The 23,107-nt window shown below is 62.9% G+C and carries 24 protein-coding genes; 11 read left to right on the top strand and 13 right to left on the bottom strand.

All coding sequences use genetic code 11. The features are described 5' to 3' along the window. Positions 1–47 precede the first annotated feature (47 nt). The 5 genes from LK459_RS21060 to LK459_RS21040 form a co-directional block, all read right to left on the bottom strand. Positions 48–728: a polysaccharide deacetylase family protein gene (locus LK459_RS21060; protein WP_227920562.1), complete on the bottom strand. Its 681-nt coding sequence runs from the start codon at positions 726–728 to the stop codon at positions 48–50. A gap of 153 nt (positions 729–881) precedes the next feature. After that, complete coding sequence (locus LK459_RS21055) at positions 882–2,291, bottom strand: lipase family protein (protein WP_227920560.1); 1,410 nt, start codon at positions 2,289–2,291, stop codon at positions 882–884. A 57-nt stretch (positions 2,292–2,348) separates the two neighbouring features. Continuing rightward, a complete protein-coding gene (locus tag LK459_RS21050; RefSeq protein WP_227920558.1) occupies positions 2,349–2,729 on the bottom strand; it encodes a RidA family protein in 381 nt (126 codons plus the stop codon). Between the two features lie 36 nt (positions 2,730–2,765). Then, the gene (locus LK459_RS21045) at positions 2,766–3,800 is read right to left on the bottom strand and encodes a dipeptidase (RefSeq protein WP_227920557.1); all 1,035 of its coding nucleotides are present in this window, start codon (positions 3,798–3,800) and stop codon (positions 2,766–2,768) included. 8 nt (positions 3,801–3,808) lie between these two features. Then, positions 3,809–4,513, bottom strand: a complete 705-nt coding sequence (locus LK459_RS21040; protein ID WP_265416884.1) for an MBL fold metallo-hydrolase — start codon at positions 4,511–4,513, stop codon at positions 3,809–3,811. Between the two features lie 325 nt (positions 4,514–4,838). On the opposite strand from LK459_RS21040, the gene LK459_RS21035 reads away from it, so the two are divergent. Beyond that, positions 4,839–5,414: a TetR/AcrR family transcriptional regulator gene (locus tag LK459_RS21035; RefSeq protein WP_227920554.1), complete on the top strand. Its 576-nt coding sequence runs from the start codon at positions 4,839–4,841 to the stop codon at positions 5,412–5,414. Positions 5,415–5,466: 52 nt separating this feature from the next. Further along, positions 5,467–7,182, top strand: coding sequence for an acyl-CoA dehydrogenase family protein (locus tag LK459_RS21030; protein WP_227920552.1), 1,716 nt, complete (start codon positions 5,467–5,469; stop codon positions 7,180–7,182). A 107-nt stretch (positions 7,183–7,289) separates the two neighbouring features. Here the strand turns inward: LK459_RS21030 and LK459_RS21025 are convergent, their stop codons facing one another. Next, on the bottom strand, positions 7,290–8,177 hold the full coding sequence (locus LK459_RS21025; RefSeq protein WP_227920544.1) for a LysR family transcriptional regulator: 888 nt from the start codon (positions 8,175–8,177) through the stop codon (positions 7,290–7,292). A gap of 107 nt (positions 8,178–8,284) precedes the next feature. Here LK459_RS21025 and LK459_RS21020 point away from each other — a divergent pair, with 107 nt between their 5' ends. The 4 genes from LK459_RS21020 (at position 8,285) to LK459_RS21005 (ending at position 12,309) form a co-directional block, all read left to right on the top strand. Further along, positions 8,285–9,472, top strand: coding sequence for a CaiB/BaiF CoA transferase family protein (locus LK459_RS21020; protein ID WP_227920541.1), 1,188 nt, complete (start codon positions 8,285–8,287; stop codon positions 9,470–9,472). Between the two features lie 39 nt (positions 9,473–9,511). Beyond that, on the top strand, positions 9,512–10,432 hold the full coding sequence (locus LK459_RS21015) for a 3-hydroxyacyl-CoA dehydrogenase NAD-binding domain-containing protein (protein ID WP_227920538.1): 921 nt from the start codon (positions 9,512–9,514) through the stop codon (positions 10,430–10,432). Between the two features lie 486 nt (positions 10,433–10,918). Continuing rightward, entirely contained in the window at positions 10,919–11,446 is a 528-nt protein-coding gene (locus tag LK459_RS21010) for an RNA polymerase sigma factor (protein WP_227920536.1), read from the top strand. 23 nt (positions 11,447–11,469) lie between these two features. After that, on the top strand, positions 11,470–12,309 hold the full coding sequence (locus LK459_RS21005) for a GAF and ANTAR domain-containing protein (protein WP_227920534.1): 840 nt from the start codon (positions 11,470–11,472) through the stop codon (positions 12,307–12,309). Between the two features lie 218 nt (positions 12,310–12,527). Here LK459_RS21005 and LK459_RS21000 read toward each other — a convergent pair whose 3' ends face one another. Beyond that, complete coding sequence (locus LK459_RS21000; RefSeq protein ID WP_064862420.1) at positions 12,528–13,904, bottom strand: IS1380-like element ISGbr1 family transposase; 1,377 nt, start codon at positions 13,902–13,904, stop codon at positions 12,528–12,530. A gap of 229 nt (positions 13,905–14,133) precedes the next feature. Here LK459_RS21000 and LK459_RS20995 point away from each other — a divergent pair, with 229 nt between their 5' ends. After that, positions 14,134–14,304, top strand: coding sequence for a CsbD family protein (locus tag LK459_RS20995; RefSeq protein WP_039993249.1), 171 nt, complete (start codon positions 14,134–14,136; stop codon positions 14,302–14,304). A 266-nt stretch (positions 14,305–14,570) separates the two neighbouring features. Here the strand turns inward: LK459_RS20995 and LK459_RS20990 are convergent, their stop codons facing one another. Next, entirely contained in the window at positions 14,571–15,482 is a 912-nt protein-coding gene (locus LK459_RS20990; protein ID WP_227920531.1) for a LysR family transcriptional regulator, read from the bottom strand. A gap of 110 nt (positions 15,483–15,592) precedes the next feature. Here LK459_RS20990 and LK459_RS20985 point away from each other — a divergent pair, with 110 nt between their 5' ends. From LK459_RS20985 to LK459_RS20970, 4 genes are all read left to right on the top strand, one after another. Then, a complete protein-coding gene (locus LK459_RS20985; protein ID WP_227920529.1) occupies positions 15,593–16,771 on the top strand; it encodes a cytochrome P450 in 1,179 nt (392 codons plus the stop codon). A gap of 45 nt (positions 16,772–16,816) precedes the next feature. Continuing rightward, positions 16,817–17,800, top strand: a complete 984-nt coding sequence (locus tag LK459_RS20980) for a PDR/VanB family oxidoreductase (RefSeq protein ID WP_227920527.1) — start codon at positions 16,817–16,819, stop codon at positions 17,798–17,800. Between the two features lie 67 nt (positions 17,801–17,867). Next, positions 17,868–18,275, top strand: a complete 408-nt coding sequence (locus LK459_RS20975; protein WP_227920525.1) for a carboxymuconolactone decarboxylase family protein — start codon at positions 17,868–17,870, stop codon at positions 18,273–18,275. Continuing rightward, positions 18,268–19,140 carry an NAD(P)-dependent oxidoreductase gene (locus LK459_RS20970; RefSeq protein WP_265416851.1) on the top strand — a complete coding sequence of 291 codons (873 nt, stop codon included), beginning with the start codon at positions 18,268–18,270 and terminating at the stop codon, positions 19,138–19,140. The genes LK459_RS20975 and LK459_RS20970 overlap by 8 nt, the downstream gene beginning before the upstream one ends. A 66-nt stretch (positions 19,141–19,206) precedes the next feature. Here LK459_RS20970 and LK459_RS20965 read toward each other — a convergent pair whose 3' ends face one another. The 5 genes from LK459_RS20965 to LK459_RS20945 are packed head-to-tail and all read right to left on the bottom strand — an operon-like array spanning position 19,207 to position 23,083. Continuing rightward, positions 19,207–19,704 carry an HtaA domain-containing protein gene (locus tag LK459_RS20965; protein ID WP_227920520.1) on the bottom strand — a complete coding sequence of 166 codons (498 nt, stop codon included), beginning with the start codon at positions 19,702–19,704 and terminating at the stop codon, positions 19,207–19,209. 25 nt (positions 19,705–19,729) lie between these two features. Next, a complete protein-coding gene (locus tag LK459_RS20960; protein ID WP_227920518.1) occupies positions 19,730–20,092 on the bottom strand; it encodes a hypothetical protein in 363 nt (120 codons plus the stop codon). Positions 20,093–20,094: 2 nt separating this feature from the next. Continuing rightward, entirely contained in the window at positions 20,095–20,880 is a 786-nt protein-coding gene (locus LK459_RS20955) for an N-acyl homoserine lactonase family protein (RefSeq protein ID WP_007237129.1), read from the bottom strand. Beyond that, the gene (locus LK459_RS20950; protein ID WP_007237128.1) at positions 20,877–21,875 is read right to left on the bottom strand and encodes an alpha/beta fold hydrolase; all 999 of its coding nucleotides are present in this window, start codon (positions 21,873–21,875) and stop codon (positions 20,877–20,879) included. The genes LK459_RS20955 and LK459_RS20950 overlap by 4 nt, the downstream gene beginning before the upstream one ends. Next, positions 21,872–23,083, bottom strand: coding sequence for a cytochrome P450 (locus tag LK459_RS20945; RefSeq protein WP_227920516.1), 1,212 nt, complete (start codon positions 23,081–23,083; stop codon positions 21,872–21,874). The genes LK459_RS20950 and LK459_RS20945 overlap by 4 nt, the downstream gene beginning before the upstream one ends. Positions 23,084–23,107 lie beyond the last annotated feature (24 nt).

Raw genomic sequence — 23,107 nt, 5'->3', positions numbered from 1 at the left:
ACAGGTGACAGTGCGGTAATCCACGGGGCTCGATCACCCGCGAGGGCTCAGCCCGAGATCAGTCCGTCCAGGGATCCTCGCTGGGTTCCGCGCACAAACGGCACGCACGAGGGCGGAAAGTCCTGGGTGAACTTGATGCCTCGCTGGCGTGCCCTGTCGAAGAACTCGGGCAGACGAGCCATCGCCCCACTGGGGATGTCGTGCAGCACCGCCAGCGACCACCGTCGGCGCTCGATGTCTTCCAGGCAACGGTCGACCCAGTGATCGGGCTGATCCCAGTCGTGGCTGATGGAGTTCCACAGGATCAGGGTGTAGCTGTGTTGCTCCAGGTAGCGCACAGACCGAGGGCTGAGCAGGCGGCGATCGAGGACCCCGCCCCGGCCATAGGGACGAAACAATTTATCGGGGTGGGTCAGATTGCCCAGCAACTCCTGTGCCTGACCGATTTCAGTGTCCACCACGTGTGGGTCGGCTGACGTGCCGAGTTGTACGGAGTGCGTCATGGTGTGGTTGCCGATCCAATGCCCCTCGGTGCGGGCGCGCTCGAGAACCGCGCGGCCCTGCGCCTGAAGCTTGTCACCCACCACGAAGAAGGTGGCTGCTACAGCGTTGTCCCGCAGCACGTCGAGTACATGAGAGGTGATCTCGGTCGGCCCATTGTCGAAACTCAGGGTGACGGTGTGCCGCGCACCTTCAGCAGGCTTGCTCGATGCATCGTGCGCAACCACGCGGTCGACCTCCGTATCGCTGTCGAGGCGGGGTCTTGTGGTACACCCCGAACAGATGCACCGTTCGGGGTGTACCTCGCGACCCTGCCCGTTCGACGCTAGCAGCGGCGCCGACGTATCGGTGCTCGCGCCCGTCGTCCACGGCTGCGATCGTCATCGGACCCCGAGAGGTTGATTGAGCACCGTCCGCAGAGCGGTCGCGATGTACGGGCCGAAGGTGTTCAGTGATTCCTGCTCGAACAGGGTGTTGGGTACGGTGCGCCAGTCACATCGGTCGGCGTGCGCGGCGGCGCCTGAAAGGCGTGTCTTCAACCACGCGAATGCTCCCGACGCGCCGGTGACGGCGATCGTGCCGTGGGTCGAGGTGACCTGGGGGAGCGGGTTGGGCGGCAGTTGCTCTCGCCGGTAGGTGACGTCGGCACTTCCGCTGCAGTATGCGCGGGCCAGTTTGTCGGTGCCCCTGATCGCTGCCACCTCGTCGGTCACGCCGTTGTAGATGTAGACCGGCGCCGTCGGCCGTCGCGTCGAGATGCCTCGTGCCTGGATTTCGCGTCGAATCACCGGATCGTTCAGGACGACATCGACCGGCTTGTTCAGGTTTGCGCGGTAGTCGAACCACAGATTCGCAACACCATTCTGGCCGACGCAGTGATTACGAGCTTCATCCACGATTGCTCGGCCACCCGGGGTGACATAGCGGCGCAGAGCGGCTTGGAATGCGGGCGAGTCTTTGCCGATCGCGGCAAGTGCCATCGGAATCAAACCTGCCGTAGCTGCGCCGTTGACCGCTTTCAGTGATGCCTCGAGATCTCGTTCGGGGGCACCCATCGCGGCACCCGAGATCGCGATGTCGGGGGCGTACGTCGGTTGTTCTTCCACCGCCCAACTCGTGGCGATCGCGCCTCCTGAGTAGCCCCACATGCCGACCGGGTCTCCGTGGCGAGTACCCGCAGGAGAGAAGGACTGAACGGCTCGGACGCCGTCGAGGACCGCGTAGCCGGGTTGGCGGGGAGTCAGGAAGCGGGCGTCGAGCCCTCCGTGGTCGGGAATCGCGACCGCCCAGCCCTGTTCGACACCTGCGGCTGCGAGGAGCAGTTCGAGTCCCGGCAGCGCGAGCGTCAACGGCCCTGCGGGACTGGCGAAGTCGATTGGTGCACCGTGGGTCAGTGAGTACGAGGGGTTGCATACACGCAGCGTCGAGTCGGTAGCGGCCTGGTATGACAACAGTTTCCGTGGCTTCTGCCCGCGGGGCACCATCACAGTGGTGACCGTGGCGTCGGGCTGACCGTTCATACCGGTCGTCCGGTAGAGCAACTGCCATGCGTCGACGTCGACCGGAACCAACTGCAACGCTTTGATGTTCACCTTGCGTGTCCGGAGGATCTGCCCGGGCTTTGCATCCGCAAGGCCCGCAGGGCGGTCATAGAAGGAATCTCGCGGCGGTGCAGGTTCTGCGTTGGCGACGGGGGTTGTCAGGGGAAACGCACTGAGGAGCACGGCGATCACGAGCGCGATCAGTAGTGCCGGTGCTGCAGTGAGAGATCGAAATCCATTGTGAGGCATGACGGTGGCTCCTCGTCGAGTTGGCCGGATGCTGCATAGGGCGCTTGCGGGGTGGGGCTAGTTGGCGATGATTGCCAGTGCGTCGATCTCGACGAGAATTCCTGGCGGCAGTCCGGCGAACAGGGTTGTTCGCGCCGGATAGGGTTGGGCCAGTTCGTCTTCGAATGCCCGATTGATATCGGTGAACACTTCGGGTGCCTCTGCGAAGACCCGGAGCATCAGAACGTCGGTGTAGTCGAGACCCCGCTCGGCGAGAATCGCCGCGACATTGCGAAGAGCCTGACGGGTCTGGTCGTAAGCTGTGTCGCCTGCGAGGCCGCCCTTCTCCGGGTCGAGGCCGACCTGTCCGGATACCTGAACAACGTTGGCTATCCGAGCACCGCTGGAGTATGGGCCGAACGGCGCCGGCGCCGACGAACTCTGGATGGGATCGATCATGGTGAACCTTTCTGAGCCGAGGACGCGGCGCCTCGGTCACGGATGGGATTGCAGGATGTCGGTGAGCACGCGGAGCAGGTTCGCGCCGAGGATCTGGGCGACATCGGACTCGCCGAACCCTGCGTACAGGAGTGCAGCAGCCAGGCCGACGAAGTCGTTCGAGTTTCGATAACCCTCTGCGTACGCCGTGACACCGTTCTTGTCGGTGCCGATGCAGATGTGTTCGATACCAACGCGTTCGGCGAGGTGGTAGGCATGCCGGGCGAAGTCATCGAGATCGCTCATCGCCATCGAACCGATCCGTGCGGGCCAGAGCCCTATCACGCCACCGGTACCGGCGATGGCTTCGATCTCGACGTCGGTGATGTAGCGCGGAAAGTCCCGCACCGACGCGGCGCCTGTGTGGGAGGAGATCAGCGGCCTGGTGGTGGTTTCACAGACCGCGAGAGTCGTGGCCCGGTCTGCGTGCGCCAGATCGATGGCGATGCCGAGACTGTTCATCTCACCGACGATCTCGACGCCGAGTCCTGTGAGTCCTGCCGGCCGCGTCCCGGAACGCACGGCATGACTTCCGCGGCGGCCCGTCACCGACGTGCTGATCGTCCCCAGGTTGTTGTCGGCGTAGTGGACCAGCCCGACCAGTCGGACACCGACGTCGTACAACCGGGCAAGGTATCCGGGGTCGTCGCCGATGACATCACCGCCTTCGATCCCGAGAAGTACCTGGGTGCCGGTGTCTGCGCCGATCCCGGCCACTGTGGTCGTGATCGGCAGCCGAGCGGTGAACGCTTCGCGGCGTGAGGCGGCGAGTTGGCTGTAGACCGTATCGAGCGCAGATCGGGGCCTTCCCGCGGTCGCCATCGCATCGCCGACAGCCGTGATCACTGCCAGGTTGACTCCGCCCGTGGCCAGGGTCTCCAGCGGATCATGTGGGACGTGGGCGACCTTCTCCGCGAGACGCCTCAGCAGTCGCGGCACCACTGCCTGTGGATGCCCATGCGCGTCGGCAACTGCGCTCGTCTCCACCAGGGAGCGGGCCCGCTGCCACACCTGTGCGGGAAGCTGGACCACGGGACGCTTCACAAGGGCGCCGCATGATCGGCGAACATGTGCGCGTCGTGAGCACAGATCACGACGACGTCGCCGGTGGCGAGCTCCTGCAGTGCACTTCTCGTACGCAGACGTTCCCGGCGATTCACCTGCATCAACGTGTTGAATCCACGAATGCCCCACGGAGTAGCGGCATCACGACGCAACTCGTTCCGGTGCTGAATGGCGTCACCGACGTGGAACAGCGTGCCCGGGGCGTGAGTCGCATCTCCCGTGTGCTCGATAGCGATCCCGCTGTGACCGGGGGAGTGCCCCGGCAGCTCGACCATGACCAGTCTGCCTGCCGAGGTGTCATCGTCGAACAGGACTGGGAACCCGTGCCAACGGTCGGTGCTGGTGTCGTGAATCTCCCACTTCAGCGAGTCCCGCCAGGCCCCTTGGTATCGCCGGCGGTCCATCCGCGTTCGCGGTTCCTCTGCGCTCGTCAGCTCCATCCGACTGACATGGACTGTCGCATTGGGGAAGTCGGCGAGACCTCCGCGGTGGTCGACGTCGAGGTGTGTCATGAAGATGTGCCGGACATCGCCTACGTCGAATCCGTGCTGCTGCACCTGTGCTTTGGCAGTCACCGCCGAGGACGCCGACGGATGAAGCAGGAATGCCACATCGGCCCCCAAAGATGCTCTCGGAGAACGTGTCTGGTCTTCAGACAATCCCGTATCGACCAGAATCACGCCGTCGTCGCTTTCGATGAGCAGGCAATGACACACCGCGTGTCCTCGACGAAATACACTCCCGACGCCTTCGGCCAACCACGCCGACGGTGGGTGCAACTCCCCACAGTTCAGATGATGAATCGACACACTCTGCCCTTCCCACACGCGAAGGGAGGCCCCCGCCGTTGCGGTTATACCGATCGGTATAAGCAGTGAAATTAGCATGATCGGTATAAGCGGGCAAGGGTGTGAACCGTCAGACCATGGTGCCGGGAGCCGGTGCGCGCGTCCTGGCGATATCGTCACTGTCGGATGAGAATCGAGACCGGGAAAGGTCGAGTCAGTGGCAAGTGTGCGGGAACGGCTGATCGAAGCCACTATCGAGTTGGTCCGACGTCACGGCGTGGCGGGAGTCGGTGTCACTGAGATCGTCGCAAACAGCAAGGTCGCCCGTCGTTCGCTGTACTGGAATTTTCCCGGCGGCAAACCCGAACTCGTCACCGCCGCAACCCGGCATGCGGGAGACGAGACCACCGAGGTTCTGCGTGCGGTGATGGAGTCCGACGACCCGCTCGGCACCTTCGTTGAGATCTGGAAAGATCTGGTGCGCGAATCGGACTTCGAAGGCGGATGCGTCGTTTCCGCAGCAGCTTTCGGCCGCCGCGACGCACCCGACGCCGCTGACGCGGCGGCCGAGATCTACACGTCCTGGACCGACATCCTCGCCGAACGCTTTCACCGAGTCGAGGGCCTCGACATCTCTGCGGCGACCGACCTTGCTGCCACCGTCGTCTCCGGCATGGAGGGAGCTCTTCTGCTCAGCCGCGCGGCCCAGAGCACGACGCCACTCGACCAGGTCGCCAACCAACTTCGCATGCTCGTCGAGGCCAACGTCTCGGCGAGCGCGCGCGAAGTATGAGGCTCCAGAGTCACGTTTCCCTGGCCACCCGTAACTGGCTAGGCTTCGGCCTATGGGCCTTTTGCTGAATCCCGCGACCAACGACTACTCGGAGTTCGACGCCGAGACGCGCCGATTGCTGCGCGCCACGATCGACTTCTTCGAGTCATACGGCAAACAGCGACTGCTGGAGGCAGACCTAAACGCCGAATGGGTCGCCGATTTCCTCGAGTTCGAGAAGAAGGAGAAGCTGTTCGCCACGTTCCTCACGCCGGCGGCATACGCCGCCGGCGACGAGGATCGACGCTGGGACGCCGCCCGCAACGCTGCGCTGAGTGAGATCCTCGGCTTCTACGGGTTGGCCTATTGGTACGCCGAACAAGTCACCATCCTCGGACTCGGCCCGATCTGGATGTCGAGCAATGAGGTTGCGAAAACCAAAGCAGCACAGCAGCTTCTCGACGGCGAGGTGATGGCCTTCGGCCTGTCTGAACGGGCCCACGGCGCCGATGTGTACAGCACCGACATGGTGCTGACGAGTGACGACGCAGGCGGCTTCGCCGCATCGGGCACCAAGTACTACATCGGTAACGGCAACGTGGCCGGGATGGTCTCGGTGTTCGGTCGCCGCGCCGATGTCGAGGGGCCCGACGGCTACGTGTTTTTCGCCGTCGACAGTCGACACGAGAACTATCACCTCATCGACAACGTCGTGCACGGACAGATGTTCGTGTCCACCTTCGAGCTCGACGACTATCCGGTCGGTCCCGATGACATCCTGCACACGGGCCCTGAAGCCTTCGCCGCTGCGTTGAACACGGTCAACGTCGGCAAGTTCAACCTGTGTCACGGCTCGGTCGGGATGTGTACGCACTCGCTGTACGAAGCGATCACCCACACCAACAACCGAATTCTCTACGGCAACCGCGTCACCGACTTCTCCCACGTGCAGGGCAACTTCGTCGACGCGTTCGCGCGGCTCAGTGCGATGAAGCTTTTCAGCAACCGCGCCGTCGACTACTTCCGGTCGGCCAGTCTCGACGACCGGCGATATCTGCTGTTCAACCCGGTGACGAAATCGAAGGTCACCTCGGAGGGCGAAACGGTGATGACGCTGCTGCTCGACGCCGTCGCTGCCAAGGGTTACGAGAAGAACACCTACTTTCACCAGGCCAACCGATTCATCGGCTGGCTGCCGCGGCTCGAGGGCACCGTCCACGTCAACGTCGGCCAGATCTTGAAGTTCATGCCCAACTACCTGTTCGGGCCGGTCGAGTATCCAGAGATCGGAACACGCCTCGACGCCTCTGACGACACGTTCTTCTTTGCACAGGGGCCCGTCGGGGGAGCGGGCAAGGTGCGCTTCGCCGACTGGACGACCCCGTACGCCGCCCGCACCGACGTACCGAACGTCGCCGTGTTCTACGAGCAGGCACAGGCCTTACAAGCGTTGCTGCAGACCGCCGCTCCGAGCGCAGAGCAGCAGAAAGACCTCGACTTCGTCCTCACCGTCGGACATCTGTTCTCCCTCGTCGTCTACGGGCAGTTGATCTTGGAGCAGGCCGCGATCACCGGGCTCGACGACGATCTACTCAACCGGATCTTCGACTTCCAGATCCGCGACTTCTCTGGCTACGCCGTCTCACTCTATGGAAAGCCAACGGCCACGCCGGAGCAGCAGGCATGGGCACTCGGAGCTGTCCGACGACCCGTCGCCGATGCCGAGTCCTTCGACCGAGTCTGGCGGCAGGTCAAAGAGCTCGACGGGGCGTACGAGATGCCGGCCTGATCGCTGACCGACAGTAGAGCCGAAGTGCGTCACGCACAGCCGCGTCAGCCACCCACCCGGGGGGAGACGGCCGCCCCGTCATCGGCGCCGACGACGATCCGCACGCCTTACGGACTCAACGAAGCGGCGAGTGCGTCGATGAGGGGGTCCAGATGGACGTCACTCGACCGGCGGATGCAACTCGTCGTGATCTTCATCGACAGATCGCTGATGGGAAGAAGTGAGATCTCCTCGGATTCAATGACCTCGCGAACCTCGGAGTCACGTGGAATGAGCGCAAACAGCGGCGCGTGCCGCAGTAACAGCAGCATCCCGCTGACATCGCTGTAGCGGACATCGGGTTCGATCTGGATGCCGCGTTCTCGCAGGTCGGAGAAGTGCTGATTGGAACGCAGGTCCCAATGGCGCGGACCGCGTAAAAAGCTCAGATCACGCAGTTCGGCGGCGGTGATGTCGACCCGGCCGAAAACGCGACGGGCATCGACCACTACGTCGAGTTCACTCGCCCACACCAACCGATCAACCAACTGAGGGTGATTCGTCGGCATGTGGCACAGAGCAAGGTCGGTTGTGGCGTCGATCAGCTCGACTTCCATCGCCACCGAAGGGCTCTGACGCAAGCGGATGGTGAACAGATCCGACAGCTCATCGATGACTCGAGAGACACGACGCCGCTGCGCGCGTGACAGGACATCGGGAACGGTCAGGCGAACGTCGAGTCCCGACGACGGTTTGTTGACCCGCGCGGACAACGTGTCGAACTCGGTGACCAATTGCCTTGCCAGCGGGAGCAACTCGCGTCCAGCAGTGGTCAGCGCGGTGTGATGAGTTGACCGGTCGAAGAGTTTGACACCGAGTTCGGACTCCATTGATCGGATCCGCTGACTCAGCGGGGGCGTCGACATATGCAGGGACTGCGCAGCCCGAGTGAAACTCAACTCGCGAGCCACCGCCACAAAGTACCGAAGATGTCGAATCTCCACTGAAACCTCCATTGGTGTTATCGCTGCGATCATACCGAAGCAACGAACACGGTCATTCCTTTAGTATTCCAAAGCACATACACTCGAGTGCAGGTCATCTACGAAAGTCGGGAGACATTATGGGCGACAACGCATTTCCTTTGAACATCGACGGCAAACCAACTGGACCACTAGCCGGTGTCCGAATTGTGGATTTGTCCAAAGTGGTTCTGGGTCCGATGGCGACCCAGATCTTGGGCGACATGGGCGCCGACGTCATCAGAATCGAATCGCCAGGAGACAACGCTCGAATCTCGCCAGCCAACGTGGAGCGCAATCCAGGAATGGCCGCGCTGTACATGCAGCTCAATCGCAACAAGCGCAGCGTCACACTCGATCTCAAGGCGCCCGGCGGGGTCGATACGCTGCTGAACCTGCTGGCACAGGCCGACGTCTTGGTGACCAATATGCGGGGTCGTGCGCTGACGAAGCTCGGCATCGACTACGACAGCCTGCGGGAGCGCTTTCCTCAGTTGATCTACGCGCACGCGCAGGGTTTCAACGAAACATCGAGTGCTGCGGATCGGCCCGCGTATGACGAGGTGATCCAGGCAGTGAGCGGAATCGTCAACATGCAGGAACGAGCCAATGGGAGTTTGCAGTTCCTGCCAACGTTCATCGCCGACAAGACCGTGGCACTCTATCTCGCCATCGGCGTCCTGGGCGCCGTCGTCGATCAGGTGCGCACCGGACAGGGTCAGTACCTCCGAATTGCCATGGCAGATACGATGATCGCCGTCAATGCAGTCGAGCACCTAGGCGGCGAGATGTTCGTTCCGCCGGCAGGCGACGTCGGAAATCCTCTCAGCCTGAGCCAGATTCACCGCGCCATGCGGACCCGTGACGGTGGGGCGATCGCCGCCGTCGCCTATACCAATGCCGCCATCCGCCTGTTGCTCATCGGCGCCGGGCGCAACGACCGCGCAGCCGACCCCGTTTGGGACAGCGTTGCGATCGACCGCGCCGTGTTCAATTCGGGATGGGAAGAGGTGCTCGAGCACTCGACGACCAAGACCACCGCGGAGTGGGAGGAGTACCTGAATGCCCACGACATTCCCTTCGGACTGGTCACCGACATCGCCGACCTGCCCAACGACGACTATGTCCGTGAAGTGGACCTGATCGGTGAAGTCGACCATCCGACCGAGGGTCGAGTTCGCATGGTGCGCAACCCGTTGGAGTACTCCAGGACGCCGACCGACATCAGGCGACTACCGGAACAGTACGGTGCCAGCACCGCCGAAGTTCTCGGCGCAGTCGGGCGCTGACAGGAGACACTATGTTCACCGGAATCGGGAGTCGATGAGATGGTCGCGAATCAGCATGTAGGTCAACCCGCGGCGGAGACCGTCGCGATCATCGGCGTCGGAGTGATCGGTCTCGCCTGGGTGCGCCTCGCATTAGAACATGGTTGGGACGTAAGAGTATTCGATGTTCGGCCCGACGTCGCCGACGTCGTGCAGTCGACGTTCGGGCCCGACGCCGGCATCACAGTCGCGACCTCACTGGAGGACTGTGTTCGAGGTGCGACGTTCGTTCAAGAGAACGGTCCCGAGCGACTCGACGTCAAACGGGACACCATCAGCGCGCTCGTCGCCGCCACCGCCCCGTCGGTGGTGATAGCGACGTCGAGTTCATCGATCACCGCAAGTGCTATCACCGCCGACGGCATCGACGGAGCGAGAGTTCTCGTCGGTCATCCGTTCAATCCACCGGATCTCATGCCGTTGGTGGAGGTCGTTCCCTCTTCGGAGACATCGGCGTCGGCGGTGACGCGAGCGGTGGATGTCTACCGTTCGCTGGGCCGGACTCCCGTTGTCATCGGGAAGGAGATCCCGGGGTTCGTCGCCAATCGGTTGCAGGGTGTCATCTCGCGTGAGGCTCGTTATCTGGTGCAACAGGGCGTTGTAAGCCCTGCCGAGCTCGACACCATTCTTCAGAACTCACTCGGATTACGTTGGGCAACAATCGGATTGTTCGAGAGCAATGTACTCGGTGGTGGACCGGGGGGCATTCGCCACTTGATTTCCGGTGTCGGCGCGACGACGGGTGGGATCGAATACCACTCTCCAGCGACAGATCCGGCATCAATGGAGACGCTGATCGAACAGGTCGAGGACACCTACGGTGCCGGCGAACAGACCTACGAGGCGTTGCGGGAGCGACGCGATACACGAACACGGGCCGTGCTGGCTGCTCTCGCTTCATGCGACGAGCGCGCGGAGTAAGAACTGACACGCAACGAACATTCTGTCTCAGTTACTGGTCCGTGCTTTCGATGCGGTCCGTGTTCAGCACGAATCACGCCGCATACGATCCGCACCTACACGTAACCTTGTGTAGTGAGCGGTGCTCTATGCGTTAGAGAGCACCGCTCATGCAAGTCGCGAGGAACGGCGAAGGTTCGACGACGCGGTTCGTCGACCGTCGCCGATGCCGACTCGTTCGACCGAGTCTGGCAGCAGGTCAAGTCGCTCGACGGGGCGTACGAGATGCCTGGCTGACAGAGGGTGCGAACGCGCGAAACACAGAAGCGGAGGGCCCTCCCGCTGAGCGTATTTCGAAGGACGCCTCGAACTGCGTCGATTGATGTGCCAAGGGCGACCCGGTATCGTGATGTCTGCCTCTTCCACGTGATGGCTTCGGAGCGGAGCTGTCGGCGGATGGAGTTCGAGGTGCGAGTAGAGGGACGAGAACGTGTCGTTATCGACGACATGGATTTGATCGAACGGGCGTCGCTGGGTGATCGAGACGCGTTTGACCAACTCGTGACCCTGTTCGGACCTCGTCTTCACGGATACGCGCGGCGTATGTTGGGCGACGAATGGAATGCCCAAGAAGTCGTCCAGGATTCGCTACTGGCTGCGTGGCTGGGCTTGAACTCGTTCCGTCGGGACAGCTCGGTGCGGACGTGGTTGTTCGCTATATGTTCGCGCAAGATCGTCGACTCGTATCGACTGCGCCTTCCGATCCCGGTGGGTGACGACTCCCTCAACCGCAACGGCCACTCCACAGTCGGACTACCGTTTCCGGAAGTGTCAAGCACTGTTTTCGTCGAAGCAGTCGAGCAGTGTCTGGCAACCCTTCCGCCACGACAGCGTGCCGCGTGGATGTTGCGGGAGGTGGAGCGGATGCCGTTCACCGAGGTGGGGAAGGTGCTGGGCCTCGCGCCGGGAGCGGCTCGTGGCCACTACGTACGTGCCCGAGAACAACTGCGGAAGTCCATGGAGGCCTGGCGATGAACGCACAAAGGCGGGGGAGTGAGATGCGCATGTCGGACATTTCGAATGAGGGTCCGGCGTCGGACCCTCGGACGCGAGAGTCACTGTTGGCAGCCACACCCGACGGCGCAACCAACGGTGCCGTCGAAGTCGCTACGGCTGTTGCTGAAACGAATGCGACGCCTGCGGCGTTGGCGGCAATGCTCGTTGCCCTCGGCGGCAGCATCAACGACGAGGACGATCTCGTGGTGCTGCTCCAGCGAGTTGTCGATGTGGCTCACGAGGCCATCGACGGGGCCGAATGCACAAGCATCACCATCGCACTCGGCGGAAGAACCTACACCGCGGTACACACCGATACCCGAACCCTGCGGGTCGATCAGGGACAGTACGACGCCGACGACGGCCCCTGTCTGCATGCCGCTCGAACCGGGGAAACCGTGCTCGTCGATGTCGACGCCACCGAGCAACTGTGGCCTGAATTTGCAACAGCAGCAGAAGAAGAGAACATTCACTCATTTCTCGCAGCGGCACTCTCAGCACCGGATCAGCCACTAGGTGCCTTGAATCTCTACGGCAGCGCTCCCGCCGCATTCGACGCCATCGACTACGACATCCTCGAACTTCTCACCACGACCGTTTCGCGGGCGATCAGTGATTTCGCGCGCTTCAAGTCCGCGATAGAGGTCGCGGACGCGCTCCGTGCAGCGCTCAGCAACCGGGCACCCATCGAGCAGGCGAAGGGGATCATCATGGGCGAGCACGGCATTGACGCAGAGAACGCTTTTCAGATCCTCCGTTCGCAATCACAGAACACCAATCGTCGAGTACGCGATATCGCCAACGAACTCATCGCAAACAAGACCTCATCCACAGCCGACTGATCCCGCGGCGTCATGTGACACACGTCATGAGATCTGTCCGTGCACATTTGGCGGTCGACACCGACTAACCCTCGATCCACCGATCGGCTTTTTGATGTCTCGTGAAATGTGTTGTGTATGTTCGGGGTGGCGGTGGGCGTGGGTGAGTCGCCGATCTCTGGTGTCGGCGTGTTTCACTGGGTTTCGTGTCGGGGCCGGTTCTGGCCGATGGTTAGGGGTCAGGCTGAGTGTTGTCGTTTGATCGTGTTGTTGAACAACAGGTTCCACTCGCGTTCCCACGGCCATCGGGCGGGTAGATGCATCGTGATGCGCCGCGCTGAGGACGCGATTCGAGCGGGTATGCAGATCAGGGTGCGTCGGATGGTGGAGGTAGTCGCCTTCGCCAGACGCTGTCCACCGAGACAGGCTGCGGCGCGGGTCAGGTTGAACGCGATGACCGCACACACCAGCCATGCGGCGTTCGCGCAGAACTTTCCCGAGGGCAGATGCGCCAATGCGGAGGCTTTGAGGTCGGCGTGGACTTGCTCGATGATCGCATGACCGCGGTGAGTCTTGTCGGCGGTCACGGTGTCCAGGTCGCTGGTGGTGAAGAACGCATGAAACCGCCACACGTCGAACAAGCCGTCTCCCTCGGCTGCGAAGTCAGGGATACGGCGCACCACCAGCCGTCCGGATACCTGCAGGCGCTTGGCTTTGGAGGTGAACGCGGTGAACGGTACTTCGGCGACCTCGGCCCGCGAGACCCACTGGCCGCTGTCTTCGTCGAAGACGGCGTCGGTGTACTCGATCGGCGTCCATGCATCTGCCGGTACCTCGCTGATCGCTGCTCGGACGTGGGAATCCTGACGCACGGTGACCGACACCTGCGCACCGGCCCGGAGCGCGGTGGTGATCGCGCGATGGCCGTAGAACGCTGAATCCGCTCGCAGCAGTATCGGTCCCGACGCATCGGACGACCGTAGCCGCCGCACGGTGGCCAGGGTGTCGGCGATCAACCGATGCGCCCCGCGCGCGGAGTTACACGCCCCTTTGCGCAGGCGTTGAGCGGCGATCACCGGCGCACCGTCACCACAGGTGAGGGTGGTGATCGCCGAGTTCAGCCCACGCACTCGGGTGTAGCCGAATCCGACGCCCTGCTTGGCCGGGCCGTGGACCTCGATGATCGAGTCGTCGATATCGATCATCACCGGCCCGTCGATCCCCGCCAGCACCGGAGTATGGCGAGCCAGTCCCGCCAACAGCCGGGTGGCGATCGCATCGGCTTGGCGGACATGCCCGAACCGGAACTCGCGAAGAAACGATCCCAACGTCGACGGGGCGTAAGGATGGTCGAACACCTTGCCCATCGCGCCGTGTCGCAACACGGCCATGTCGTCGATGCTGTCGGCGCCCGCCACCATCCCCGCCACCAGGGAAAACATTTTCCGATCCGGATGGGCGCCCTTGTCGGTGGGCACGCTCAGATGCTCGCGGGCCAACTCCGACAGGCTGGCGCGTTCGGCCAGCGCCATCACCGGCACCACCCCCGCAGCGGCGAGGAGATTCGGATCGTCACAGGATGCAGACCGGACCGGGTGAGTGTGAGACAATCGCATCTACGACATGCCCTCCTGTGTGTGTGGATGGAACCCTAGAGAAGTCCCATTCTGTCACTCAGACAGGGCATTTCGTTTATCCCTCACCGACCGATCACAAGCAAATCGGTGGATCGAGGCTAACTCAGATGTAACACCCAAGGTGGCATTCAGTCCGATCAGAATGCCACGACTGATAGTGGAGAAGTCCGAACCTGTTTCGGGCCGTCGAGAGGAAAGCGAGAAGTACATGAGTTTCGTCGACAAGGCCAAGAACGCCGCAGAAGACGCAGTCGGCAAGGTGAAAGAGGCTGTCGGAGACGCCACCGACAACTCCAACCTGGAGGCGGAAGGCAAGAAGGACCAGGGCTCCGCGGGCGTCAAGAAGGTGGGAGAGAACATAAAGGACACCTTCAAGTAACACCGTGACTCGGTTGCGGCTGGCCATTCATGGCCAGCCGCAACCGATCTCGCTCTGTAGCTTAGATCGAGCGACACTTGTCAGCGGCTCCGCGTTGCCGATGGCCTGGCACCCTCCGCCGCATAGGCAGCATACAACCTCGTGGGCATTGGCCGAGGGCAATCCTGGGCGCGCATTCCTTGGTGCGCTTAGGTTTTCGGTAGCATTCTCATGCCGCCACTTCATCGTGGTCGAGGACATGTCTATTTGTGGATGTCCGTTGAAATCTATTCGCGCGGCGCGGTCGCACGGACCACATCAACGAACCGTGTTGCGACTTCACTGAGTTGGCGCTTCGAGTTCCACACCAGAATTACCTCCAGCGAATCGAGCAGCGGGTCAGTACGGCGGGCGATGACACCTTCGGTGTGCATCGCGAGCACCTCGGGTGGCAGTATCGTCACGCCCATCCCTGCGCTCACCAATGGCAGAGTCGTCTGCAGGTTTTTTACCACCTTGAGTCGTGGCGGGATGACCTGCAGACTTTCCCACTGTCTGTCGAGTATCTCGGCGACGCCAGGAAAGCGCGGCGTCGGCTCGGGAAGCAACCAGGTGTCGGTGGCGAGCAGGTCCAAGGGTAGTGGGTCATCCGGATATGGAAAGTCATCGTTGACCAGCGCCACCATGGCGAGGCTGCGCACGCGTTCGATGGTCATCGATCCCGAATACGCCTGCTGTACGTAGGGAAGATCGCTCGTCGCCATGATCGCCAGGTCGTAGGTGCCATTGTCGACACCGTCGAGGGTGTCGTCGGGGGTGGGATCATAGAGCGTCACCTCCACGCCGGGAGACGTGGAACCGAAACGGCGCAGGTAAGAGGGCAGGTACGCCCACGAGAACGGCATGTACACGGCGAGATGCAGGGCACCGACGGTACCTCGTCCGTGCCCCACCAACTCTCTGGTCAGATCCTGCATGTCCCGCACCAGCCGGGTTCCCCGCTCGAAAAGGTGATCACCGGCTGCGGTTGGACGGATACCCCGCGGCGTCCGCTCGAGCAATCTGACTCCGAGCTCCTTCTCCAGAGTCGCCATCGACGCGCTCAACGGGGGCTGGGTCATGCCGAGCCGTTTAGCGGCTTTCGAGATGGAGCCTTCCTGAGCAACGGCGATGAAGTAGCGGATCTGTCGAACATCCATACACAGAACATATATCACGAACCGGAATTCTCTGCGCCGGATATGTCATCTGGGTCACGTCTTTCCTATGGTGGGTACTGCGCAGTCCACATGCACGTGAAGGAGTTACCGTGACCACACACACAACCGCCACGCGCGACGACTGGAGTCCCACGACGGTCGATGAGTATCCCGCCGAGTACGCGCGACTCCGCGCCGAGGCACCGCTCGCCTACACCAGTGACTACGACGGATTCTATGGATTCATGCGTTACGCCGACGTGCAGAAGAACTCCCGGGACTGGAAGACTTACAAGAGCGGCCAGCCCTTCGTCGAGTTTCCGGAGTTCATGAAATCGATTCCGATACAGTCGAATCCCCCCCAACACACCTTCTTCCGCAAGTTCTTGCAGCAGTACTTCGTACCGGCCCGGATCGCGATGCTGGCGCCGGACATCGAGCAGATCGTCGCCGACAACCTCGACCCCCTCATCGAACGCGGAGGAGGTGACATGATCAACGAATTTGGGGTGATCGTGCCACAGCAGGTTCTCGCGAAGTTCTTGGGGCTGCCTGCCGCTGCATGGGAAACCATGGCCGACAGTCTCGCTCGTGCCGACGCCGTGCGCCATGACCTCGAGAAGCATCGAGAGATCAACAAGACCCTGTGGAATCCAACGGTTGAGGCGCTGATCGAGGATCGCCGGGTCAACCCTCAGGATCCGTCGGTCGACATCATGTCCGGAGTGCTCCAACTGCAGCCCGAAGGACGGGCAATCACGCACGAGGAGGCTGTCGCTATCGGTGTGCAGATCTTCTCCGCCGGGGCCGATACAACAACAGCTGCGATGGGTTCAATCATGGTCCACCTCGGCAACATGCAGTCGGTGCAGCAGGAACTCCGCAGCGATCCGACCCTCGTGTCCGCAGCGGTGGAAGAGGTCTTGCGACTGGCTCCGCCGCTTCACCAAACAGGCCGTCATGCCACACGCGACGTCCAGGCATATGGCCAGGTGATTCCGGAGGGCGTCAAGGTGGCGCTGAACGTTTACTCCGCCAATCGCGATGAGGCCAAGTTCGACGATGGCGACACCTTCGACCTCCATCGCGCCAGGAACCCACACCTGACCTTCGGTCATGGTCCCCATCAGTGCATGGGATCGCCCATCGCGCGCGAAGAATTGCGCGCCACCCTCGAACAGATACTCGCGAAGACAGCTGGCTTCACGCTCGACGGACCTCCCGAGAGCAATGGCCGACCACTTCGCACCGGCTGGTCGCACGTCCGCGTCCACTTCGATCGGGCGTGATGCCCAACCAATTTCGCCATCGACCCACTTCCGAAAGTAGTCCACATGTCTGCACCCGCGCTCGATCGCCCCCAACACAGCACCTCAGAGCTCGCCGTCGAGGTGGTCACCCGACGCGACGTTGCCGATCGTGTCGTCGAGCTGACTCTCGCCGCACCGGACCGCGCCGACCTACCGGCGTGGACACCCGGGGCACACCTCGAACTGCACCTGCCCAACGGCCTTCGGCGGCAGTACTCGTTGTGCGGCGACCCGTCCGACCGCACGGTCTACCGCGTCGGTATCCTGCGCGAGGTCGATGGACGTGGAGGCTCCGAGTACATCCACTCGTCACTGACCATGGGGCATTCCCTTACCGTGGGCACGCCGGCCAATCACTTCGAGTTCGTGCCCGCAGAGCGGCATCTGTTTGTCGCCGGCGGCATCGGTATCACGCCACTGATGCCGATGATGCAGGTGGCGCACGATAGCGGCGCACCTTGGTCTCTGGTCTACCTCGGTCGCTCGCGCTCGACCATGGCATTCGTCGACGAACTCCTGACCCGCTTTCCCGGCCACATCGACGTGCGTCCCGACGACGAGTGCGGGATCACCGACCTCGAAGCGCTCGTGTCGACCGTGTTGCCCGGCACCCAAGTCCACGGGTGCGGCCCTGAAGGTATGTTGCGTGCACTCGAAACCGCCATGGCCGCCTGGCCGGCCGGGTCGTTGCGTACCGAAAGATTCGCACCAAAGGACGCGGCCGCGCTGACAGCGAGTACCGGTGCGTGCAACGTGTATTTCACCGAATCCGATATCGAGATCGAGGTCGGCGCCGATACGACCATCGTGGAAGCCGCCGAACAGGCAGGCGTGCCCGTCATCTACTCCTGCATGGAGGGGACCTGCGGCACGTGCGAGACACGCGTGGTCTGCGGTGAGATCGACCACCGCGACTCCATCCTCAGCGATGAGGAGAAGAACGCCAACGACGTGATGATGATCTGTGTTTCCCGGGCCAAGGGGGATCGGCTCGAACTCGAGCTGTGACCGCCCCGGGGCACCCCGCCACCGCCACACATCGACCGGCATCGTCCGATGCCTTGAAGGAACCGAAATGACCACTTCAACAGCCACTACCCGCCAGGACACCTACGCAGCCGGTGTCGAGATGCGCAAAAAGGTGCTGGGGGCCGAACACGTCGAGCGATCGCTGGCGAACGCGACCGAATTCGCGGCACCGATCCAGGAGCTTGTGACCGAATACTGTTGGGGCGCAGTCTGGACGCGCCCCGGGCTCGAACCGCGCACCCGAAGTCTGCTCAATCTTGCGATGCTGACGGCACTGAACAGGAACCACGAGCTGGCGGTCCACGTGAAGGGCGCGATCAACAATGGTGTCACCGTCGCGGAGATCCAGGAGGTACTGCTGCAGGCGGCCATCTATGTCGGCGTCCCGGCCTCGTTGGAGTCCTTCCGGGTCGCCGAGAAGACCCTCAGCGAACTGGGCGTCATCAATGCCTGACACGACGATCGGCTTCATCGGTCTGGGCAACATGGGTATGCCGATGGCTCGCCGACTCGTCGAGTCCGGGCACACCGTGCGGGGATTCGACGCCAACGCCACCGCGCTGGAGGTTCTTGCCTCGCACGGTGGCGTGGCCGACGGTGACGTCACCGAGGTGGCCGACTGCGCCGACGTGCTGATCTTGATGTTGCCCAACTCCGACATCGTGGAGAAGGTGCTGATCGATGAGGGCGTGGCACAGCATGTCTCGCCGGCAGCCTTGATCGTCGACATGAGCTCCTCGGTACCGGGCAGAACACGAGCTCTCGCCGAAACCCTCGAAGACAAGTACCAGGTGCGTCTCATCGATGCGCCGGTGTCGGGAGGGGTGAAAGGTGCTGTGGCCGGGACGTTGACGATCATGGTCGGCGGCGACGACGCCGCGGTCAAGGAAGCCGAACCCGTCTTGCAGATTCTCGGACGGATGGTCCGCACCGGAGCGGTTGCCTCCGGTCATGCGCTCAAGGCGCTCAACAATCTGCTCTCTGCCACCCACCTGCTGGTGACCAGCGAGGCCATGCACATCGGTCGGCGTTTCGGGATCGACACCGAGGTGATGCTCGATGCAATCAACGGCGCCAGCGGCCGCAGCGGTTCCACCGAGAACAAGTGGCCCAATTTCGTTGTCTCCGAGACATACGACTCCGGATTTGCGCTGCAGCTGATGCTCAAGGATATGCGGATCGCCCAGCAATTGGCACGCGAGGTCAACCTCAGCGTTCCACTGACAGATCGGTCGGTCGAGTTGTGGAGCGCCGCAGCGCAGGAGTTGTCGCCGACCGCCGACCATACCGAGATCGCCCGGTGGAGCGGTCTGAGGTGAGTAGCGACCACAACTGCATGTGACACACGAGGGGGCCAGATCGCCTGGCCCCCTCGTCATCTGCTTTCACTCGACCACGCGCAGTTCCACCGGGTCGAGTCGGTCGCCGGCCGCGTAGTATCCGCCGAAGAAGTCCGCTCCGTCGGGTGCAAGCACCGCATCGAACAGTGTCGAACGCCCGCGCGCGGCCAGTATGGATAGGTGCGCCAACGTGATCCGAGGAGCCTCCGGATACATTCCCGATACGGTCATCGTCCAAGTTCCGTCCGTGTCCCGGTTAAGCGCCGGGTCCGCTATGCGGATGAATAGCATCCCCCCATGTGCCCGCAATCGGAGATCACCGCAGAAGCGGCGGATGTTGCCCGCCGTGTGATCGCTGTCGGGATGATCGCCGCTGTCAAGATGATCGCCGCTGTCGGCATTGTCGCTATCGGCCCGGCCTGGAAAGCAGAAGACGCCGGTCTCCGGGTCTAACCGGAGACCGGCGTCTGCGGAGAGCGCTCCGTCGTGCCGCGTCCGGACATAGCGGATGAGGCTGGATTTGATCGGCCACAACAAGAGCATGCTCGGCGATGCCGGCGGTCGTCCATCAGTGCACATCGATGACGTCCTGCAGCGGAACGGGACCACGCGACTCGAACTCTGCTGTCTGCCGAGCTAATTCCCGGGACAGGGTGTGGTCATCACCACGGTGCCGGGCGATCATCGCGCGGCGCGCCTTGGGGGCGACGTGGCAGAGCCCGGGAACGTCGGGGTTGTCGCGGCAGGCGATACTGCCGCCAGCGGGTGCGATCGCCGAGAGTCCCTCAGCACTGCGTTTCAGGCCGGCCGTGGTGTAGCGTCGCCGGCTTGGCCGGCCACAGTCGACACACGGGATCGTTGCCGGGGCCGGCAAAGTCAGCAGGGATTCGCCGAGCCAGCCGCAGTCGCCACAGCCGTAGTCGAACATCATCTTCATGACAGCGCGGCTCCGGCGCCGAAATCGACCCAGTCGCGTTCATCATGGCCGACCCAGATCCGCGCTTCTTCCCGCTTGGCCAACTGTTCCAGTGACACAAGACTGTGTCGTGCCTGATCGATGTCCCAGTCGGATGGATCGGGCGCTTTCCATTCGAGTGATTCGCGAAGGTGCGCGGCATCCCCGCTGAGCACGATGTTCTGCGACGGCAGTCGGACCAGTGCCGAGAGCTCACCCGGAGTGTGGCCGGGCGTGTGATGAATGACTATCGAGTCATCGCCGAAGAGGTCGTGGGTGGGAGTCGTGACCGTCGACCAGTCGAAGGCTTTGACCGTCGGCGTCGCGAAGTCGTCGGGCATGAACAGATGTGCCGACGCGGGCGACGGGTTCGCCGCCCACTGGAATTCGCCCGGCCCGGCGAAGAAGCGAGCATGCGGGAACAGGTACAGGCCCCCAGAGTGGTCGCTGTGCGTGTGCGACAGGATCACATGGGTCACGTCGCCGACAGAGAATCCGAGCTTCTCGATCTGCCGATCGATGCGCTGTTCTGGGGCCGCTGTGATCCAGTCCGATTCCGGCCGATCGCCGAAGAGGAGTCGCGGGTCATCGCACACCACGGGATTCATACCGGTGTCGAAGAGCACGAGCCCGCGATCGTGTTCGATCAAGAACGATGGCAGCGGGATGTCGACCGACCCCTGCGCTCCGATCACCAAGTGTTGCGCGTCGATGGTCATGCGAGGGGAATCCAGGCCCCAGAGACGAGTGGCGGTGGTTGTCATGTCGCTATCCGATCGGTAGAGGTGGCTGTGATGGCGATGTCGGCGAGAGTCTTCAGGACCAGATCGAACACGCGGTCGTTGCCAGCCTCGAACACGAGACCGTGTCCGTGTCCGGGTAACCCGTGCTCGGACAGAATGATCTGGGTGGCCGATAGACCGAGCGTGGACAGTCGGTCCGTAGTCTTCGCATCGATGTCGACGCGACCCGAGCCGGATCCGGTGAGCACGTACACCGAAGGCGGGGGAGTGCCGGGCTTCAGTGGGGGCAGCGGCGTCGCCGCGACACCGTAGGTCAGGGCGCCCCGCTCACCCATGTCCCGGTCGGGAGGCCCCAGCGGTTCCACCGAGATCACTGCCCGGACTAGCCCAGGACGGGACAAGGCGGCGATCCATCCGGCCGCCGCACCTGCGGAGTGCGTGACGAGGACGGAGGGGCCGATGACGTCGAGGAGGTCGGTGAGCCGCGCAGCGTCCTGCCGTTGCATCCAGGCGGTGTTGGTCGGCATGCCGTCGGCTGAAGCGACGAGCGCATCGATGGGGCCCGAGAACGCACGCGGTGGCAGATTATCTCGCGGCGCATCGCGGTTCCACGGCCAGCAGGAATCATCACCGAGAAACAACGCGGCAGCCTGTTCGTAGGTGGGCACCGGTGTGCGCGAACCCATTCGGTTCTCGTCGTACGTCGAACGGCCGTGGCCCGGGCGGTCGAGCAGATAGGCGGCCCACCCGCGGCGCACGGCGTGTCGGGCCCAGCCCTGCGCCGGACCGTAACCGAGCCAGTCCGTCGACTGTCCACCCCCGCCATGGACGAAAATCATCTGCGGCGGTAACCCCTCAGCCGGCGCCTCCCACTGCACGAATGCCGGCGCCACCTGCCGGGTACCGTCGGACTCCCGTTGAGAGTCCCCGGCCAGCCAGAACTCGCCGCGTCGCACGGTGACCGCAAGCGACGTGAGGTGAGGTGGGTTGTGCGGACCCGACTGTCCGTGGTTCATCGGGACTCCGGTGTCAGGCGCACCGGGACACGTTCGTGGCCGAATGCCTGATAGTTGATCGCTTGCACCGGTTCGCCGACGAGCTCGATGTTCTCTACCTTCTTCACCAACGCCCGCAACAGGGTTCGGGCCTCGAGTCGTGCCACGCCCTGACCCGCGCAGGTGTGGATGCCGAATCCGAAGGACAAGTGACCACCCTTCATATCTCGGTCGATTCGGAATTCGTCGGGCCGGTCGTACTGTCGAGGATCGCGGCCCGCCCCCAGCCACATGGTCAGTAGCTTCGCTCCTTCGGGGATGCGCACCCCTCCCAGGACGGTTTCCTTCTTTGCCCACCGGCCGCCGTAGCGGGAGGCCGGGTAGTAGCGGATCGCCTCTTCCCAGGCGTTGTCCACGAGGTCGGGGTCTGACCGCAGCTTCTGCCATTCGTCTGGGTTGTCGGCGAACGCGCGGATCATGCTGGCGATCGATGCGGTGGTCGTATCGAATCCGGCGGCGAAGATCGACTTGAGGATCTGCTGCGCCTCGACCTCGGTGATCTTGCCCTCCTCGGCCTCTTGGTAGAGCATCCACCCGATCGATCCCTCGCTTTGCAGATCTTTGGCGGTGTTGGTCTCCACCCACTCCATGCCCTCGGCCCCGCGGGCGAGTTTCTGGCGCTGGAGTTCGCTGTCGGGTCCGAACACGTTGAACACGGCGTCACCGAACTTCAACAACGCCTCCCGACCCTCGTCCGGGAGCCCGAGGACGTCGGGAAACACCTTGAGTACGTACGCGACCGACAGATCGCGAAAGGCGTCGATGTCCACCGGTCCGTCGGCGAGCAGCTGGTCGATCAGCTTCTCGGCGTACCCCACGAAGTACTGTTCGATCTTGGCGAGGTTCTCGTCGCTGAGTACCCTGAGCACTGCTCCTTTGGAGCGGGTGTGCTCGGGCGGGTCTTCGAGGATCAAGATCGTCGGGCGGAATGGCGACGGCGCGTAGAACGGCCGACTGGTCGACGAGAACGTGCGCGGGTCGCGTAGTGCCTTCCGGATCTCGGCAAACCGGGTGATCGCATAGTAGTCGTACTTCTTGACATAGACCACGGGTGCGAGTTCGCGACACCGACCGTCCATCTCGTGGACGTGATGCAGGGAATCGAGGGCGAACGGGTCATAGTCGGTTTCCGGGGCTTCGATGGTCTCGGCGGACACGGCGTGGGTCATGAGAGGTCCTTGGTCGGTGGGCTG

It is taken from the genome of Gordonia otitidis (assembly GCF_020735545.1).
GTDB classification, from domain to species: Bacteria; Actinomycetota; Actinomycetes; order Mycobacteriales; family Mycobacteriaceae; genus Gordonia; species Gordonia otitidis.
The sequence above is the reverse complement of the archived record's forward strand: the minus strand, read 5'-3'. Positions and strand labels throughout refer to the sequence as shown.

Excerpts from the sequence above, each read along its gene's own strand:
- LK459_RS20970 (WP_265416851.1), top strand. The coding sequence starts at position 18,268 with ATGCCTGACACGACGATCGGCTTCATCGGTCTGGGCAACATGGGTATG.
- LK459_RS20955 (WP_007237129.1), bottom strand. The coding sequence starts at position 20,880 with ATGACAACCACCGCCACTCGTCTCTGGGGCCTGGATTCCCCTCGCATG.
- LK459_RS21050 (WP_227920558.1), bottom strand. The coding sequence starts at position 2,729 with ATGATCGATCCCATCCAGAGTTCGTCGGCGCCGGCGCCGTTCGGCCCA.
- LK459_RS20990 (WP_227920531.1), bottom strand. The coding sequence starts at position 15,482 with ATGGATGTTCGACAGATCCGCTACTTCATCGCCGTTGCTCAGGAAGGC.
- LK459_RS21015 (WP_227920538.1), top strand. The coding sequence starts at position 9,512 with ATGGTCGCGAATCAGCATGTAGGTCAACCCGCGGCGGAGACCGTCGCG.
- LK459_RS21030 (WP_227920552.1), top strand. The coding sequence starts at position 5,467 with ATGGGCCTTTTGCTGAATCCCGCGACCAACGACTACTCGGAGTTCGAC.
- LK459_RS21020 (WP_227920541.1), top strand. The coding sequence starts at position 8,285 with ATGGGCGACAACGCATTTCCTTTGAACATCGACGGCAAACCAACTGGA.
- LK459_RS21055 (WP_227920560.1), bottom strand. The coding sequence starts at position 2,291 with ATGCCTCACAATGGATTTCGATCTCTCACTGCAGCACCGGCACTACTG.
- LK459_RS20980 (WP_227920527.1), top strand. The coding sequence starts at position 16,817 with ATGTCTGCACCCGCGCTCGATCGCCCCCAACACAGCACCTCAGAGCTC.
- LK459_RS21000 (WP_064862420.1), bottom strand. The coding sequence starts at position 13,904 with ATGCGATTGTCTCACACTCACCCGGTCCGGTCTGCATCCTGTGACGAT.
- LK459_RS20960 (WP_227920518.1), bottom strand. The coding sequence starts at position 20,092 with ATGATGTTCGACTACGGCTGTGGCGACTGCGGCTGGCTCGGCGAATCC.
- LK459_RS21025 (WP_227920544.1), bottom strand. The coding sequence starts at position 8,177 with ATGGAGGTTTCAGTGGAGATTCGACATCTTCGGTACTTTGTGGCGGTG.
- LK459_RS20995 (WP_039993249.1), top strand. The coding sequence starts at position 14,134 with ATGAGTTTCGTCGACAAGGCCAAGAACGCCGCAGAAGACGCAGTCGGC.
- LK459_RS20965 (WP_227920520.1), bottom strand. The coding sequence starts at position 19,704 with ATGCTCTTGTTGTGGCCGATCAAATCCAGCCTCATCCGCTATGTCCGG.
- LK459_RS20945 (WP_227920516.1), bottom strand. The coding sequence starts at position 23,083 with ATGACCCACGCCGTGTCCGCCGAGACCATCGAAGCCCCGGAAACCGAC.
- LK459_RS21010 (WP_227920536.1), top strand. The coding sequence starts at position 10,919 with ATGGATTTGATCGAACGGGCGTCGCTGGGTGATCGAGACGCGTTTGAC.
- LK459_RS21005 (WP_227920534.1), top strand. The coding sequence starts at position 11,470 with ATGCGCATGTCGGACATTTCGAATGAGGGTCCGGCGTCGGACCCTCGG.
- LK459_RS20950 (WP_007237128.1), bottom strand. The coding sequence starts at position 21,875 with ATGAACCACGGACAGTCGGGTCCGCACAACCCACCTCACCTCACGTCG.
- LK459_RS20975 (WP_227920525.1), top strand. The coding sequence starts at position 17,868 with ATGACCACTTCAACAGCCACTACCCGCCAGGACACCTACGCAGCCGGT.